This is a genomic window from Trichloromonas sp. (genome assembly GCF_041583255.1).
Taxonomy (GTDB): domain Bacteria; phylum Desulfobacterota; class Desulfuromonadia; order Desulfuromonadales; family Trichloromonadaceae; genus Trichloromonas.
On record NZ_JBFHGD010000068.1, the window covers coordinates 1 to 14,547 of the forward strand.

The 14,547-nt window shown below is 60.6% G+C and carries 12 protein-coding genes and 1 pseudogene; 8 read left to right on the forward strand and 5 right to left on the reverse strand.

Translation table 11 applies throughout. From position 1 onward, the window contains the following. The 7 genes and pseudogenes from ABYV89_RS07350 to ABYV89_RS07380 all read left to right on the forward strand — a co-directional run. A pseudogene (locus tag ABYV89_RS07350) lies at positions 1 to 688 on the forward strand (2-iminoacetate synthase ThiH); the annotation flags it as partial. Between the two features lie 109 nt (positions 689 to 797). After that, positions 798 to 1,439, forward strand: a complete 642-nt coding sequence (gene thiE, locus ABYV89_RS07355) for a thiamine phosphate synthase (RefSeq protein WP_432822310.1) — start codon at positions 798 to 800, stop codon at positions 1,437 to 1,439. A 70-nt stretch (positions 1,440 to 1,509) separates the two neighbouring features. Next, positions 1,510 to 3,279 carry an SLC13 family permease gene (locus ABYV89_RS07360; RefSeq protein ID WP_432822299.1) on the forward strand — a complete coding sequence of 590 codons (1,770 nt, stop codon included), beginning with the start codon at positions 1,510 to 1,512 and terminating at the stop codon, positions 3,277 to 3,279. Between the two features lie 142 nt (positions 3,280 to 3,421). Then, positions 3,422 to 5,515 carry a putative bifunctional diguanylate cyclase/phosphodiesterase gene (locus tag ABYV89_RS07365; RefSeq protein ID WP_432822300.1) on the forward strand — a complete coding sequence of 698 codons (2,094 nt, stop codon included), beginning with the start codon at positions 3,422 to 3,424 and terminating at the stop codon, positions 5,513 to 5,515. A gap of 60 nt (positions 5,516 to 5,575) precedes the next feature. Then, complete coding sequence (locus tag ABYV89_RS07370; RefSeq protein ID WP_432822301.1) at positions 5,576 to 6,085, forward strand: Fur family transcriptional regulator; 510 nt, start codon at positions 5,576 to 5,578, stop codon at positions 6,083 to 6,085. Next, entirely contained in the window at positions 6,082 to 6,192 is a 111-nt protein-coding gene (locus ABYV89_RS07375; protein WP_432822302.1) for a rubredoxin-like domain-containing protein, read from the forward strand. The genes ABYV89_RS07370 and ABYV89_RS07375 overlap by 4 nt, the downstream gene beginning before the upstream one ends. Positions 6,193 to 6,237: 45 nt before the next feature. Further along, the gene (locus ABYV89_RS07380; RefSeq protein ID WP_432822303.1) at positions 6,238 to 6,690 is read left to right on the forward strand and encodes a ferritin-like domain-containing protein; all 453 of its coding nucleotides are present in this window, start codon (positions 6,238 to 6,240) and stop codon (positions 6,688 to 6,690) included. A 57-nt stretch (positions 6,691 to 6,747) separates the two neighbouring features. Here ABYV89_RS07380 and ABYV89_RS07385 read toward each other — a convergent pair whose 3' ends face one another. Together ABYV89_RS07385 and ABYV89_RS07390 are read right to left on the reverse strand one after the other, a co-directional pair. Continuing rightward, a complete protein-coding gene (locus tag ABYV89_RS07385; protein WP_432822304.1) occupies positions 6,748 to 7,635 on the reverse strand; it encodes a radical SAM protein in 888 nt (295 codons plus the stop codon). Positions 7,636 to 7,639: 4 nt separating this feature from the next. Then, the gene (locus tag ABYV89_RS07390) at positions 7,640 to 8,731 is read right to left on the reverse strand and encodes an AAA family ATPase (RefSeq protein ID WP_432822305.1); all 1,092 of its coding nucleotides are present in this window, start codon (positions 8,729 to 8,731) and stop codon (positions 7,640 to 7,642) included. A 196-nt stretch (positions 8,732 to 8,927) separates the two neighbouring features. On the opposite strand from ABYV89_RS07390, the gene ABYV89_RS07395 reads away from it, so the two are divergent. Further along, positions 8,928 to 9,107, forward strand: a complete 180-nt coding sequence (locus ABYV89_RS07395) for a hypothetical protein (protein ID WP_432822306.1) — start codon at positions 8,928 to 8,930, stop codon at positions 9,105 to 9,107. Between the two features lie 410 nt (positions 9,108 to 9,517). Here the strand turns inward: ABYV89_RS07395 and ABYV89_RS07400 are convergent, their stop codons facing one another. From ABYV89_RS07400 to ABYV89_RS07410, 3 genes are all read right to left on the reverse strand, one after another. Beyond that, entirely contained in the window at positions 9,518 to 11,515 is a 1,998-nt protein-coding gene (locus ABYV89_RS07400) for a bifunctional diguanylate cyclase/phosphodiesterase (RefSeq protein WP_432822307.1), read from the reverse strand. A gap of 132 nt (positions 11,516 to 11,647) precedes the next feature. Beyond that, the gene (locus ABYV89_RS07405; protein ID WP_432822308.1) at positions 11,648 to 12,709 is read right to left on the reverse strand and encodes a hypothetical protein; all 1,062 of its coding nucleotides are present in this window, start codon (positions 12,707 to 12,709) and stop codon (positions 11,648 to 11,650) included. Continuing rightward, complete coding sequence (locus tag ABYV89_RS07410; protein ID WP_432822309.1) at positions 12,706 to 14,493, reverse strand: c-type cytochrome; 1,788 nt, start codon at positions 14,491 to 14,493, stop codon at positions 12,706 to 12,708. The genes ABYV89_RS07405 and ABYV89_RS07410 overlap by 4 nt, the downstream gene beginning before the upstream one ends. Between the last annotated feature and the right edge of the window lie 54 nt (positions 14,494 to 14,547).

The window sequence follows — 14,547 nt, forward strand, 5'->3', positions numbered from 1 at the left end:
CATCCGGCCCCTGTTCAGCTCGATCTCCATCGAGGTCTACCCGATGGAGATCGACGGCTACAAGCAGATGGTCGGCGCCGGGGTCGACGGCTTGACGATATACCAGGAGACCTACGACCGCGCCCTGTATGACGAAATGCACCCCTTCGGCAACAAGCGCGATTACGATTTTCGCCTGCTGACCCCCGAACGGGGCGGCTCCGCCGGCCTGCGCCGGATCGGCCTCGGCTTTCTGCTCGGACTGGGCGAGTTCCGCAGCGAAGCCTTCTTTCTCGGCCTGCACGCCCTGCACCTCTCCCGCCACTACTGGCGCACCCAGGTCAGCGTCTCTTTCCCGCGGATCCGCCCGGCCGACGGCGGCTTTCAGCCGCTGCACCCGGTCTCCGACCGCAACTTCGTGCAGCTGATCTGCGCCCTGCGCCTGCTGCTCCCCGACGCCGGGCTGGTGATGTCGACCCGCGAGAGCGCGGCGCTGCGCGACAACCTGCTGCCGCTGGGAATCACCCAGATGAGCGCCGGTTCCTGCACCGCCCCCGGCGGCTATGCGGACAAGGATTTGAGCACCCAGCAGTTCGCCATCGACGACGACCGCAGCCCTGAGGAAGTCTGCCGGCTGATCCGCGCCCGCGGCTACGAGGCGGTGTGGAAAGACTGGGACGGGGCTTTTTTGAAAAAAACCGCCGGCTAAGATCAATCCGTGACTCACGCAAAGCAGCAAAGAACGCAATGAAAATCTTTAAAGCGCCATCTTTGCTGCCTAGCGGCTTCAGCGGGGATCGCAAGTGAGCGTGAGCCCCATGCCTTTAACCATCGATTTCAACCTCTACCTGATCAGCGACCGCCGCCAGGCTGCCGGCGGTGACCTCATCCGTGCCGTGCACTCCGCCCTCAGGGGGGGCGTGCGCGCCGTGCAGCTGCGGGAAAAAGACCTGACCGCCCGAGAGCTGCTGCCGCTGGCCCGCGAGCTGCGCCAGCTCACCCGCGAATATGGCGCCTGCCTGCTGATCAATGACCGCATCGATGTGGCCCTGGCGGTCGAGGCCGACGGCGTGCATCTCGGCGGCGGCTCGCTGCCGGTCGCCGAAACCCGCGCCCTGCTCGGACCACAGCGGCTGATCGGCGTTTCCACCCACCACCCGGCCGAAATCGCCACGGCGGCCGAATCCGGCGCCGACTTCGTCACCTTCGGACCGGTTTACTTCACGGCCTCCAAGGCCGCCTACGGGGCCCCGCTCGGTCTCGCCGCGCTGCGCGGGGCCTGCGCCAACGCTCCCCTGCCCGTCTTCGCTCTCGGCGGCGTCACCGCCGACCGACTCCCCGAACTCCTTGCAAGCGGCTGCCGCCGGGCCGCCTGCATCGGCGCCATCCTGGCCGCCAGCTCCCCGGAAACCGTCGCCCGCACTTTTCTGAAACAACTGGACATCGCGACAACAATCTGAAATCACAGCCTTGTCAGCAAGAACATCTGGTTTAAACTTATCCTTGGACTCTCTCTATTTCGAGGCATTCATGGATATCACCCTGGTTCTTATCATCCTGCTGGCTGCCATCATCCTGTTTGCCACCGAATGGGTCCGCATGGACGTGGCCAGCCTGATGATCCTGCTGACCCTGGCCATTACCGGACTGGTTTCGACCGAGCAGGCCTTCTCGGGCTTCAGCAACCCGGCGGTCATCACCGTCGCCGCCATGTTCGTCATCAGCGCCGCCATCACCAACACCGGGGCCATGGGCCGGATGAGCGAACGGCTGATCCGGCTGGCCGGCGGCAGCGAATCGCGGCTGGTCGGGGCGATCATGACCAGCGTGGCCGCCTTTTCCGCCTTCATCAACAACATCGGCTCGACCGCCGTTCTGCTGCCGGTGGTTTCCTCCATCGCCCGCAAGATGAAACTCAGCCCGTCGCGGCTGCTCATCCCGCTGGCCTTCGGCTCACTGCTCGGCGGCATCTGCACCCTGATCGGGACGCCGCCGAACATCCTGATGAACTCCCTGCTGCAGCAATATGCCGGTGAAAGCTTCAGCATGTTCGCCTTCACCCCGGTCGGCCTGCCGATCGCAGCCGGCGGCATCCTCTACATGGTGGTCGCCGGGCGGCACCTGCTGCCGACCCGCAAATCGGGCGCCCTCACCGAAGCCTACCAGGTCAAGGAATACATCACCGAGGTGCAGATCCTGGAAAAATCCCCCCTGGCCAACCTGACCATCGCCGCCAGCGGCCTGGAGGAAGATTTCAGCCTCAGGGTACGGGCCATCATGCGCAGCGGGCGCAAACGCCCCCAGCCCAGGCGCAACAGTAAGCTGAAAGAAGGCGACATCCTGTTTCTCGAAGGGAACCCGGAAGGCATCCTGAAGGTGCGTCAGGCCAAGGGACTGAGCATGGTCCCGGAACGGGACAACCCCTCTCCGGAAGGGCTCGAGGGAGAAATGGTGGTGGTCGAGGCGTCCCTCTCGCCAACCTGCGACCTGGCGGGAAAAACCCTGGCCGAGGTGCGCTTTCGGGAAACCCACGGTCTCAGCGTTCTGGCGATCTGGCGGCGGGGCGCTCCGGTGGTCAAGAAGGTCGAGCACGTCAGCCTGATGTTCGGCGACGTGCTGCTGCTGCAGGGGCCGGAAGAGAAGGTCTTTCACCTCGGCAAGGAACACGGGTTCCTGCTGCTCGGCGGGGTTCCCCCGGTCCCCTACCGGCCGCGCAAGGCCCCCATCGCCCTGACCATTTTAGCTGTCACCATCCTGCTGGTGGTTGTCGACATTCTGCCGATCATGCCGGCCGCCACCCTGGGCGCCCTGGCCATGGTCCTGTCCCGCTGCCTGACCATCCAGGAAGCCTATGACAGCATTGACTGGCGGATCATCGTCCTGATTGCCGGCACCCTGCCGCTCGGGCTGGCCATGCAGAACAGCGGCGCCGCCGAATTGCTGGCCCGGCTGCTGCTCGACGTCATGGGTCCCTGGGGGCCCTGGGCGGTGCTGGCCGGGATCATCCTGCTCACCTCCTTGCTGACCGAGGTCATGAGCCATGCCGCCGCCGCCGTGCTGATCGCCCCGATCGCCTTCAATACCGCCGTCGACCTGGGGGTCGATCCCAAGCCCTTTTTCATGGCAGTGGCGATCGCCGCCTCCTCCTGCTTCATGACCCCGATCAGCCACCAGTCCAACGCCCTGGTCATGGGACCCGGCGGTTATCATTTTTTCGATTATACCCGGGTCGGCGCCCCGCTGAACCTGATGGTCTGGGTTCTGGCCACCCTGTTGATCCCGCTGTTTTTTCCATTTTGACCGCCCCTGCCGTGAAATCGGCCCATCCGGATGCGAATGCCCCGGCAGGTGCTATACTGTGCTGTCATGAACCTTTCTTCACCTTTCCGGGTGATCAAACGGAAGACACGCTGTGCACGGTCCGAGGAGATCTTTATTTTCCATGTCAGGTTCCGCAATGATCACCCCTGAAGGATTGCATGCAACCCTGCTCTCCCTGCTCGACGGCCGGCCGCTGGCGGTCGTCGGCCTGGACATGGACGAAAAAATATTCATCTGGAACCGCGCGGCAGAACAGATTTTCGGCTGGACCGCCGCCGAAACCCTCGGCCGTCCCCATTCTGATTTCCAGCAGGAGACCCGTCCGAACACCCGTAAATATCTTATGCGCGTTTTGGCCGGCAATCCCCAGGCCAACAAGGAAGTCCGCCTGCAGACCCTAAGTGCGCAACCGATCGATGTCAACTGGTCGGCAACGCCCCTTCGCGACCGCAACGGCAAGACCGTCGGCGCCCTGATCCTGATGGAAGACATCACCACCCGCAAGATGCTGGAACGGGCCCAGATCGAATCCGAGCGGTTTTCCCGGGCCATTGTCGACGCTCTCCCCCAGCATCTCGCCATCCTCGACGAAAACGGGGTCATCATCGCCGTCAACAAAGCCTGGCGTGACTTCGCCTTCGCCCATTCCGATCGACCGGAAAAACTCTGCGAGGGAACCAATTACCTCGCGGCCTGCAACGTAACCGAAGGGGAAGGCGTCCAGGAGGCCGAGGCCTATGCCCAGGGGATCCGCGCCGTGATGAACGGCACCCTGATCGAATTTTCCCTGGAATACTCCTGTCACAGCCCGGACCACCAATACTGGTACAACGGTCGGGTGACCCGCTTTCCGGGCGAGGGTCCGCTGCGCATCGTCATCACCCACGACAACATCACCGAGCTGAAACTGGCGGAAAAAGCAATTCAGCAGCTGGCCCAATACGATACCCTGACCCGGCTGCCCAACCGCATGCTGCTGCAGGATCGCCTCGGCCAGGTGCTGGCCAAGGCCAAGCGTGAACGGCAGCGGGCCGCGATCCTCTTTCTCGATCTCGACCGGTTCAAGCTCATCAACGACAGCCTGGGGCACGCCGCCGGCGACAACCTGCTGAAGGTCGTCGCCGCCCGACTTAACGACTGCGTCCGCAGAAGCGACACGGTCGCCCGGCTCGGCGGAGACGAGTTCATCATTGTCCTGCCCTCGGTGCCCCAGACCGAGGATGTCACCCTGATCGCCCAGAAGGTTCTCGATTCCCTGGCCCATCCGGTCGATCTCGACGGGCAGGAAGTCTTCACCTCGACCAGTATCGGCATTGCCATGTATCCTGCCGACGGCAGGGATGTCGACAGCCTGATCCGCTGTGCCGACATGGCCATGTACCGGGCCAAGGAGACCGGGCGCAACTCCTACCGGTTTTTCTCGGCAGAAATGAACCAGCAGATGGTGCAGCGCCTGGCCATGGAAACCGGCCTGAGGCACGCCCTCGATCGCGGCGAGCTGCAGCTGCACTACCAGGAGCAAACCGACCTGGCCAGCGGTAAGATTACCGGCATGGAAGTGCTGCTGCGCTGGCAGCACCCCGACCTCGGCCTTCTTGCCCCGGCTGACTTCATCGATCTGGCCGAGGAAACCGGCCTGATTCTCCCCATCGGCGAATGGGTTCTGCGTACCGCCTGCGCCCAGAACCGCTCCTGGCAGGAGGCCGGACTTGCGCCCATGCGGATCGCGGTCAACCTTTCCGCTCGGCAATTCAATCATCACCGCCTGGTCGATACCGTGACGATGATTCTCGAGGAAACCCGGCTGTCCCCCAAGTGGCTCGAGCTCGAACTGACCGAAAACCTGCTCAGCAACGACATCGAGGCCACGGTCGCACAGTTGCAGAAACTGAAGAAGATCGGCGTCTCGCTTGCCATCGACGATTTCGGCACCGGATTTTCATCGCTGCGCAACCTCAAGCAGCTCCCCATCGACCGCCTGAAAATCGATCACTCCTTCCTGCAGGGATTAGGCAGCGGCGCCGATTCCTCCTCGATCATCAAAACCATTATTGGCATGGCCCACAATCTCGGCCCCAGGGTGATTGCCGAGGGGGTCGAAACGAATCAGCAGCGGGATTTTCTGCAGCAAAACGGCTGCGACGAGATCCAGGGGTATTTCTTTTCCAGGCCGGTCTCCAAAGAGGAGTTTCACAAGCTCCTCAAAACGGCCTAGCGGCAACCTGAATACCCATTTCAATTGACACCGGACCCGGGTTGGCATATTGTTGCAACCATGAACAAAAAACCTGATCAATTCGGCTATCATAAATTACGGGAACTGTCCCAGGGCTGCCGCATCAACGGGTTACCCGTAACCCCGCAACGGCAGGCGGTCCTCGAAGCCCTTGCGGGAAGAAACGACCACCCCAGTGCGGATGAACTCTTTGACGAGGTGAAAAAGCAGCTCAAGGGGATCTCCCGAACCACCGTCTACCGGGTCCTTGAAACCCTGGTACGGATCGGTGTGGTACAAAAAATAGGCACCGAACAGGCACGAGCCCGGTTTGACGCTGACACCCGGCGGCACCATCACATTCTCTGCATGGGCTGCGGCAAACTGAGCGATCTGGTCGGGGTGAATATCGCCGAGCTCATGCCGGAGCGACCGGACGTCGACGGTTTTCGCCTGTTCAATTATTCGGTTCAATTCACCGGCCTCTGCTCTGAATGTCTGACCGGCAGTGACGCCCCTCAGCCCCCGGCCCGACCCGTTTCTACTAAAATAAACAAGGAGGAAAAATGAAAAAATGGCGCTGCGTTATCTGTGATTACATCCACGAAGGTCCTGAGCCTCCCGAAACCTGTCCCGAGTGCGGGGCCGGCCGGGAAAATTTTGAGGAAGTCGATTAGCAGTCAGGGCGATTTCATAGATCTGAATTGAAAAAGGAGTCAACAATGGCTTTTGTAACCCTTGACGAGATCCTGAAATTTGCGGTAAAGCGCGAAGAGGCGGCCTATCAGCTCTACAAGAACGCCGCGGCGATCTCGAAAAGCATTGCGGCCAAGAAGATGTTCGAGGAAATGGCCGCCGAAGAGGCCGGGCACAAGGAGGTTTTCGGCAAAATGAATGTCGAAAAAGCCGAGCAGTACAAGGCGATCCAAATTCCCGACATGAAAATAAGCCAGTACCTCGCCGAGGTGCCGCTGCAGCCGGACATGACCTACCAGCAAATTCTGACCTACGCCATGAAGGCTGAAGAGAATGCTTACCAGCTCTACACGACGGCCGCCGCCGAGATTGACGATCCGCAGCTGAAAAAAGTGCTGCAGGTATTCGCCGACGTTGAAAAGGGGCACAAGATCAGAATCGAAAAGATTTACGACGTTCATGTGCTGACCGAAAACTGAGCGACGTCAGCGGGTCATACCTGAAAAAGCCTCCGGAAACGGGGGCTTTTTCAGGTTTCAGAAGAGGTCTTCACGATAGTCAGGGACTTCGCGGTACCACAGCGGCTGCCGGCGGGCCCTGGAAATCGCTTCGTCGACCTCGGCAAGGAGCCGCTGCCGGTCCTTCGGGTAGCTGCCGGCCAGGTTGAGAAAGTTGGAGACGTGATTTGAACGCAGGATGGTCTTTAGCGGCGCAAGGTGCTGCAGCAGTTCGCGGGCCTCTTCGAGAATGCCCCCGCGGGAAAGGGGCTCGATGGTGCGGAGAAAGTCGTCATTGTGGCGGACAAAGAGGGTCAGCAGCGAGAAATATTCGGGGGAGAGCTCGCTGATCCAGCGGGCCGTCGCCCGGGCGTGCTCCTGGCTGCGGGCCTGCCCGGCCAGACCGAGGATGGCGGTGACCGAGAGCTTCATCCCCGACTCTTTCGCCTTGCGGCACAGGGCCAGCATGTCTTCGGCGGAAAACCCCTTGTTGATTGCCCGCAGGGTCTCCGGGTCGCCGCTCTCCAGGCCGAAGTAGAGGATGCGCAGCTTTTTCTCCCGCAGCAGGGCCAGCTCGTCGCCGTCCTTGGTGGTCAGGCTGGCCGGCGAAGCGTAGGCGCCGACCCGCTGCAGATTGGGAAAGGTTTCCGCCAGGGCATCGAGAAGAGCGCTCAAGCCCGCCTGCGGGTAGACCAGGGCATCGCCATCGGCCAGAAAGACCCGCTGAATGTAGGGACGGTGGGATGCAGGCACCGATCGCATCTCGTCGATGATTTCACTCAGCGGACGGATGCGGAAGGTTTTCGCTTTATACATGCCGCAGAAGCTGCAGTGGTTCTGCGAACAGCCGACGGTGATCTGAAAAATCAGGCTGCGCGCTTCACTGGGGGGCCGAAACAGCGGCTCGATATAGTCGAAATAATACATGGCGTTACAACAGGGCGTCGATCGCCTCGAAATCGATCTCCGTATCGGCCAGGGTGCGGATCAGGTCGATCTTTTCGCGATCGTCGACGGTGATCTTGGAGACGTCGCTGGTGATCCGGGTGAACGCCTCGGCATTGGTGATTTCGGTGCGGATATAGGGGATATTGCTGTCGGCCAGAATTTTCTGGGTGATTTTTGAAACCGGCGCCAGTCCGGGAATCACCAGGCCGGCGATCTTTCTGCGATATTCCGGCAAGTTGTACAGGGACGCGAGCATCACCAGCAGTTCGTCACGGGAACTGTTGACCAGCAGCAGGCTCGAATCTTCGAGCAGGTCGGCGACCCGCTGCGCAGACGCCGCGCCGAGTTGCACGTGATGGGCGATGCGCAAAACTTCACGGACGTCGCCGCTGAGCGGACATCCGAGGATTTTGGAAATGCGGCCGAGGGTCGGATTGGCCAGGACCGGGGTATAATTGAAGCCCCCGTCAACCCGGAAGCTCTCCCCGGCAAAAGCACGGCGCAGGTAATGGAGACTGGATTCCCGTTTTGCGGGGATCAGCTTATTGAGCAGAACCATCTTGACGGCGACCTGCTCCTGCCTGAACAGGGCCAGGTTCAGACTGACCGAATCAATGGTGTTGCCGATGCCGCCGCCGGCGATAATCATCACCGGAGCCTGCATCGTTTTGGCGATCTTGGCGTTATTCATACCGATCACCGAGCCGACCCCGCTGTGCCCGGACCCTTCGAGCACCAGGAAGTCGCAGCGTTTTTCCAGCTCGGCCGTGGCCTGGCGGATTTTGTCGAGCAGCACTTCGCTGCGAATTTCACCATCGAGCACCTTGCGGGTCGAGTCGGGGTAAAGCACCACCGGCGACATGTACTCAATGTCGCCGTCAAGACCGAAAACACCGGCCATGAGGGCGGCGTCCTTATCCATAGCCAAGCCGTTATAGGTGGACGGCTTTGGCCCCAGCGGCTTGATGAAACCGATCCGACCGTATTTTTTCCGGGCCAGGAACATCAATGACAGACTCGTGGTCGTTTTCCCCGAGTTCTGCCCGGTCGACGCGATGAATATCTTTTTCGCCATTCGGGACCCCCCCTGTCAGCAAGCACCTTAGAATCGATCTTGGAAAATACTACAAAAACACCATCAATGTCATCAGGTATACCAGATTATCGACAACCGGCCAGGTTGCACCCGGGATAAATACACCTAAACTTAAACAGGAGGGGCCAACGCAGCAACGAAACAAACCGCATCACTCACGCCCAGGAGGTGCATCATGACACAACTGGAACTGACAGAACAACAGCAGCAGGTTCTTGGCGAGGTCCTGGAGATAACCCTTTCCGACCTGAGCATGGAGATTTCCCATACCGACCAGAAAGACTACCGTGACCGCCTGAAGCAACGACGAGAGGCATTGACTGCCGTCCGCGATGCCCTCAAGCAGAGGCATTGAGTCCTTGGCAGTCGCACTAATTTCGGGGATCGGACGGGTCGGGAGCGTATCAGTCTCACCTCAGCCCTTTCACAGAACCGTGAATACGGGTTCCCAAAGGTTCTTCCGCCAACGGCTTTGCACCATAAGCCATTGGATCCACAGTGATTGCCTCATCCAACGCAGCCGGACAGTCGCGAGTTGAGCTCCCGATCCGCCCTTTGCAGTTGCATCTCGAAGCTGGCGAACACTGCGAACCTTTCTGCAAAAACGCCTCGCACCCGGCTAACCGGCGGCGGCCGGCGCTCCAGTTGCGCAGAAAGGCTTCCACACCGGTCAGGCAGCCGCTGCGCAGATCGATCTGCGGCTGGTCATGGAGAAAAAACTCTTTCCGGTCAAGGGCCCGGCGCAGACTGCTTTCGCAGCATCAATCAATCAAGCGCCCAGGCATTCATTTCCCTTGAAAAGAACTGGAAATTGTTTCTGCCCGCTTCCTTGGCTTTATACATTGCCATGTCGGCGTGCTTGAGCAGCTCGTTGACATCGCCGCCATCGGCGGGATAGAGCGCAATGCCGATACTCCCCGTGGTGTAGATCTCCTGTCCTTCGAAAAGAACCGGCTCCGCCAGCATGGCCAGAATCTTCTCGGCGAGCGCGGACGGATGTCGCCCCTGGCCGATCCCGGTCACCACGATGACGAATTCGTCGCCGCCCAAGCGGGCCACCGTATCACATTCGCGCAGACACGCCTTCAGCCGACCGGCCACTACGCCCAGCAGCCGATCACCGGCCACATGCCCGAGGGTGTCATTCACCCCCTTGAACCGGTCCAGGTCGAGAAACATGACCCCCACATGCTTTTGCTCGCGGTCGGCCAGAACCAGCGCCTGGCTCAGGCGGTCCCGCAACAGCGCCCGGTTCGGCAGGGAGGTCAGCGGATCGTAATAGGCCAGCTGCTGGATTTCGCTTTCAGCCTGCTTGCGGAGGGTGATGTCGCGCATGACCAGCAGCACCGCTGGGGCGCCTTTCCAGAGGGTCGGACCGCTGGTCACTTCGACGACGACGTCCACTCCGGAATGATGGGCGATACTCAGCTCCTGGGGTTTCAAACTGGCGTGCCCGGCGAGAATCCGCTGGCAGGTTTCAAGAAGCTCCTGCCGGGCCCCGGCACAGAAGAGTTCGCTGACCGGTGAACCGGGCAGATGTTCAAGCGGATACCCGGAGATTTCCGCAACCCGGCGATTGGCATAGACGCAGTCCCCGAGTTCATCGATGATCAGCATGCCGTCATTGGCGTTGTCGGCCAGCGCCCTGAAGTTGATTTCACTCTCCTGCAGCGCCGCCTGCTGCCGGTCCAGGGTGCTGACCATCTGGTTAAAAGCCTCGGCCAGGGTGCCGATCTCATCCTGGGACGAAATTCTGATCAGCTTTTGTTCCCCGGACAGTTCAGGCAGTGCCGAGACATGCCGGGCAATCGTCAAAAGAGGGGCCGTAAGCCCGTGCATCAGCAACCAGGCCACCGCCAAAACCGCAGCCGTACCGGCAACAGCCGCCGCCCCGATATAGGCCCTGGCCTTGCTTAACGGAGCATAGGCTTCAGAAACCGGATAGTTGGCGGACAGAATCCAGTCCGTCGCCTGCAGGTGGGCAAAGGATGCCAAAAAACGCTTGCCCCGTGAATTGACGGTCTCCTCGGTCCCCTCAAACCCTTCAATAGCCAGGTCGAAGTACTTGTTCATCCCGACCGGCACATCCCGCTTCATGATGCGGCTCTTGTCCGGATGGATAATCAGCGTGCGGTCCTCTGCAAAGAGGTAGAGGTGTCCGGTTTCCCCCACCTTGATATGCAGCAGCTCTTCAAGCAGGTTTTTTCCGAGCAGGTCAATGCTGCCGCCGAGAAATGCGATCATCCGCCCTTGCGGGTCAACGATCGGGGCAGTGACCATGACCGCCGGGTGCCCGGGGCTGTGGGTGGACATGTAAGGCTTGGAGATGTGGGGCCTGGCCGTGGCCACCGTGGTTTTGAAGTATTCCCGGAACGAGATGTCACGCCCGCGTCGATCGGGCAGGAAGGGACTTTCGGCCGCCAGCTTTCCGTCCATGGAAAAGACAAACAGCCCGTTATCGAAGGTGGTCAACATCTCGGGCTTGGAATCCATAAACCGTTGCAGGCTGTCGGCATCGGCGACGTCGGCAACGGAGACCTGGGCCGCGGCGACCACCAGGGATTTCTTGGCCAGATCAAGTTTCTGATCGATGGTGTGCGCCAGCGAAGCCACCAGGGCAAACTGCTGCTCAGACAGGTTCCGCTTAAATTCCCCTTTGAAATAGGAAAAAGTCAGAACGGCCATGCAGGCGACAAACAGGACAAAGAGCGCCGAGACCGCCAGAGCCATTTTGGTTTTCAGACTGCGTCTAGCGATATCCACCGGGCACCCCGCATAAATTAAAGGGCTCATACAATGCTGAGGGTTTTACCACCCGAGGCAGCAAAGATCAAGAACTGTCAGCCCCGGAAGGCAACGATGCTCCCCGGGCACAGAGCGTGTTCCGCGATTATTTCAGTCACGCTTGAACGCGACCGAAACCTGCCGCAGCATCCAGGCGATGCAGGCCAGCCCGGCCGCCAGGGTCACGAAGAACATCACCATCGGCGCATACTGCGGCACCACCTGCAGCGTTTCGGCACGGAAAAACGGGGCATGAAAGGCGATGCGGGCCAAATCGCGCATCAGCGCCATGAGAAAGAGCAGAACGAAGGCCAGCACCGCCGTCAACCCGACCTGACGGCGCAGACCGGTGACCAGGGCGACGGTTGCCAGGATCAGGGCGACGATAAAGACGGCAGTGGCCAACAGGTTACGCCCCATGAAGATCAGCATGATCTCCCGCGGCAGCGACATCAGAAACCATATTCCCAACAGCACCTGGGCCATGGTCAGGTAGGTGAAGGTCTGCATGCCGATGCGCGTTGCCAGCTCGGCCACCTGGGGATCGCGCTGGCGCCAGAAGCGGGCGAAGACCGCCACCGCCAGCCCGCCGACGGCAAAGCCGCCGACCACAAAATGGAGAAACCGGGGGAACAGGGTCGGGTCGCCCAGATTGAGCAGGGTGCCCGTGGGAGTCTGAAAATAGGCGACCCAGCGGGCCGGGTCGAGGGCCAGCGACATGTTGTTGGTAAAGATAAAGGCGATCAGCAAGATGGCCAGCAGGGCCAGACCGATGAAGACCGCCCCGCCCCGCCCCAGCGAGCGAAAGCGGAAATCGTACAGGTAGATGGCGTAGTAGGCGAAGATCAGCAGCGGGATCACCGCCAGCCAGAAAACCGCCATCAGGATCGAACTGACGTAGAGAAACTGGCCGTAAAGGACCTGGTTGAAGAGCAGCGGCGCGACCCCGAAATTAACCGTGAAGGCGACCAGAAAAGGGAGCACCCGGGCCAGCTCGAAGGCCAGCCGGCGAGAAGTTTCGTCACCGCGCAAGCGGGCAAAGAGGCTGATGCCGGAGAAACCGAGCAGCATGTTCATGCAGAGCAGGTGCAGCGGCAGAGTCAGCAGCAGCAGAAACTCAAACCAGCCCCAGGCGACCGGGATGGTATCGGGAGTCGGGATGAGGGGATTCATGGTTGACCTCCCTGGTTTTTTTTGTAAAGGAACTCCGCAAGCGCATCTTTCTCTTCGCCGGAGGCAACCATCGGCGGCATGGCCGGTTGCAGCTTCTCCAGCATGTCGAGGGCGGCGCGGACACGTTCCCGGCTCCAGCCGGACACTTTCGGCAACAGCGGATTATACCCTTCGACCAGGCTGTGACACATGGCGCAGTGGGTTTCAAAAACGGTTTCTCCGGCACCCTCCGCCACCGGAACGGTCGATCCGACGGCATGGAGCGAAACGAGGAAGGCGGCCAACAGGTCTTTTTCTGCCGCGGTCCCGGCATAATCAGGCATGGCCGGGTTGAGGGCGCTCAGCTTGTCAAGGGCCGAACGGACCCGATCGGGACTCCAGCCGCCGGTCCTGGCTTTAATCAGCCCGGTATCGTGGCAAAAAATGCAGTTGTCGGCGAACAGCTGCGCTCCAGCCCCATCCCCGACGCCAGCAACCGAAGGACCTGCGGCCTCGGCCGGCTTACCATGCAGGCCGGTGACAATCCAGGTGGCCAGCGCCCGCATTTCATCCGCAGTCCCGACGAAGGGGGGCATAAAATAACGGCGCTGGTGGATCGTCTCAAGGTACGTGAGCAGCGCCGGATAACTGAAATTTGCCGTGCGGGCGACGATATCGTTATTGAAGCCGCCGATCGTGTGACAGGCGTGGCACTGGTGCTTGAACAGGTCCTGGCCGATTTCCAGCAGGCTTTCTTCGTGAAACTCCCGAATCCGCACCCAGCGGGCCGAACCGAGCAGACCCTGGCGGTTGATGTCATCCACCTCGTCCTTGAAAATGCCGTTGGAATACATCACCTCGTTGACCACATACGGCCGCCGGGCGGCCTCGCGGGTCCACTCGAAGGCCCCCATAAAGAGCAGCCCGCAGGCCAGTACGACAAAGGCGATCACCCGGTTGTGCAGCGCCGGCATGATGACCGTGAAAACCAGGCTGAGCAGCAGAATGGCGAGCACCGCGTAGAGGCCCCAGTCGAGGGCGCGGGCAATGGTCGGCGAAGCGCCATCGACCAGAGTTCGGGCCGGCTGGGGCAATTTGGAAAGATACCAGAATCCCGACGGCACCGCTCCGGCCAGGGCGACCAGCACCCACTTGCCGGAAAACCGGGTCATCGTGAATTTGAGCTCTTGATTCTTCTGCCAGGCGCAGGTCACGTAGGCGTAGAGGCCCGCCATCAGCAGGGCGACAAAGGTTCTGAAAATGAGCGCCGGCCAGAAACTCGGGTTGAAAAAGCCGGACCAGAAATCGCCGTCGACGAGCCACTGGCCCGGGGTGAGCATGAAGCCGATGATGCCGTTGATGAGAAAGAGGCTGAACCAGGCGGCGATGAAATAGATCCAGCCGATGACCAGGTGGGTGCGCCGCGCCATCCGGTCGAAGGTGTAGAAATAGATGAACAGGGCGACGATTTCGACCAGGAAGAAGACCCACTCGGTGGCCCAGCCGAAGACGAAATTGTGAATCAGCAGCGAGGTGCCGGCCGGCTGCACCAGCGAAATGATAAACCAGATGGCCACCCCCGTCATTCCGCCGACGACCATGGTCACCAGCAGGAAAAACTTGCTGTGGGCGCGGGTGAAAGCAAGAATGTCGGGGTTCTGCTCGCGCACCCCCTTGCGCTCGGCCAGCACCAGGTAGAGCCCGCCGCCGACGGCGAAGTGGGAGACGAAAACGTGGACAATGGCGATCAGGGCGATCAGCGTACTGCCGCCGATCTCAGGCAGATACCAGACGGGGTAATTCATGCGCACCCTCCCGGGGAGTAATAATAATTGCACGGTCCGAAAATCGATTCGCAA

Excerpts from the sequence above, each read along its gene's own strand:
- ABYV89_RS07360 (WP_432822299.1), top strand. The coding sequence starts at position 1,510 with ATGGATATCACCCTGGTTCTTATCATCCTGCTGGCTGCCATCATCCTG.
- ABYV89_RS07365 (WP_432822300.1), top strand. The coding sequence starts at position 3,422 with ATGTCAGGTTCCGCAATGATCACCCCTGAAGGATTGCATGCAACCCTG.
- ABYV89_RS07385 (WP_432822304.1), bottom strand. The coding sequence starts at position 7,635 with ATGTATTATTTCGACTATATCGAGCCGCTGTTTCGGCCCCCCAGTGAA.
- ABYV89_RS07370 (WP_432822301.1), top strand. The coding sequence starts at position 5,576 with ATGAACAAAAAACCTGATCAATTCGGCTATCATAAATTACGGGAACTG.
- thiE (WP_432822310.1), top strand. The coding sequence starts at position 798 with ATGCCTTTAACCATCGATTTCAACCTCTACCTGATCAGCGACCGCCGC.
- ABYV89_RS07405 (WP_432822308.1), bottom strand. The coding sequence starts at position 12,709 with ATGAATCCCCTCATCCCGACTCCCGATACCATCCCGGTCGCCTGGGGC.
- ABYV89_RS07395 (WP_432822306.1), top strand. The coding sequence starts at position 8,928 with ATGACACAACTGGAACTGACAGAACAACAGCAGCAGGTTCTTGGCGAG.
- ABYV89_RS07410 (WP_432822309.1), bottom strand. The coding sequence starts at position 14,493 with ATGAATTACCCCGTCTGGTATCTGCCTGAGATCGGCGGCAGTACGCTG.
- ABYV89_RS07380 (WP_432822303.1), top strand. The coding sequence starts at position 6,238 with ATGGCTTTTGTAACCCTTGACGAGATCCTGAAATTTGCGGTAAAGCGC.
- ABYV89_RS07375 (WP_432822302.1), top strand. The coding sequence starts at position 6,082 with ATGAAAAAATGGCGCTGCGTTATCTGTGATTACATCCACGAAGGTCCT.
- ABYV89_RS07390 (WP_432822305.1), bottom strand. The coding sequence starts at position 8,731 with ATGGCGAAAAAGATATTCATCGCGTCGACCGGGCAGAACTCGGGGAAA.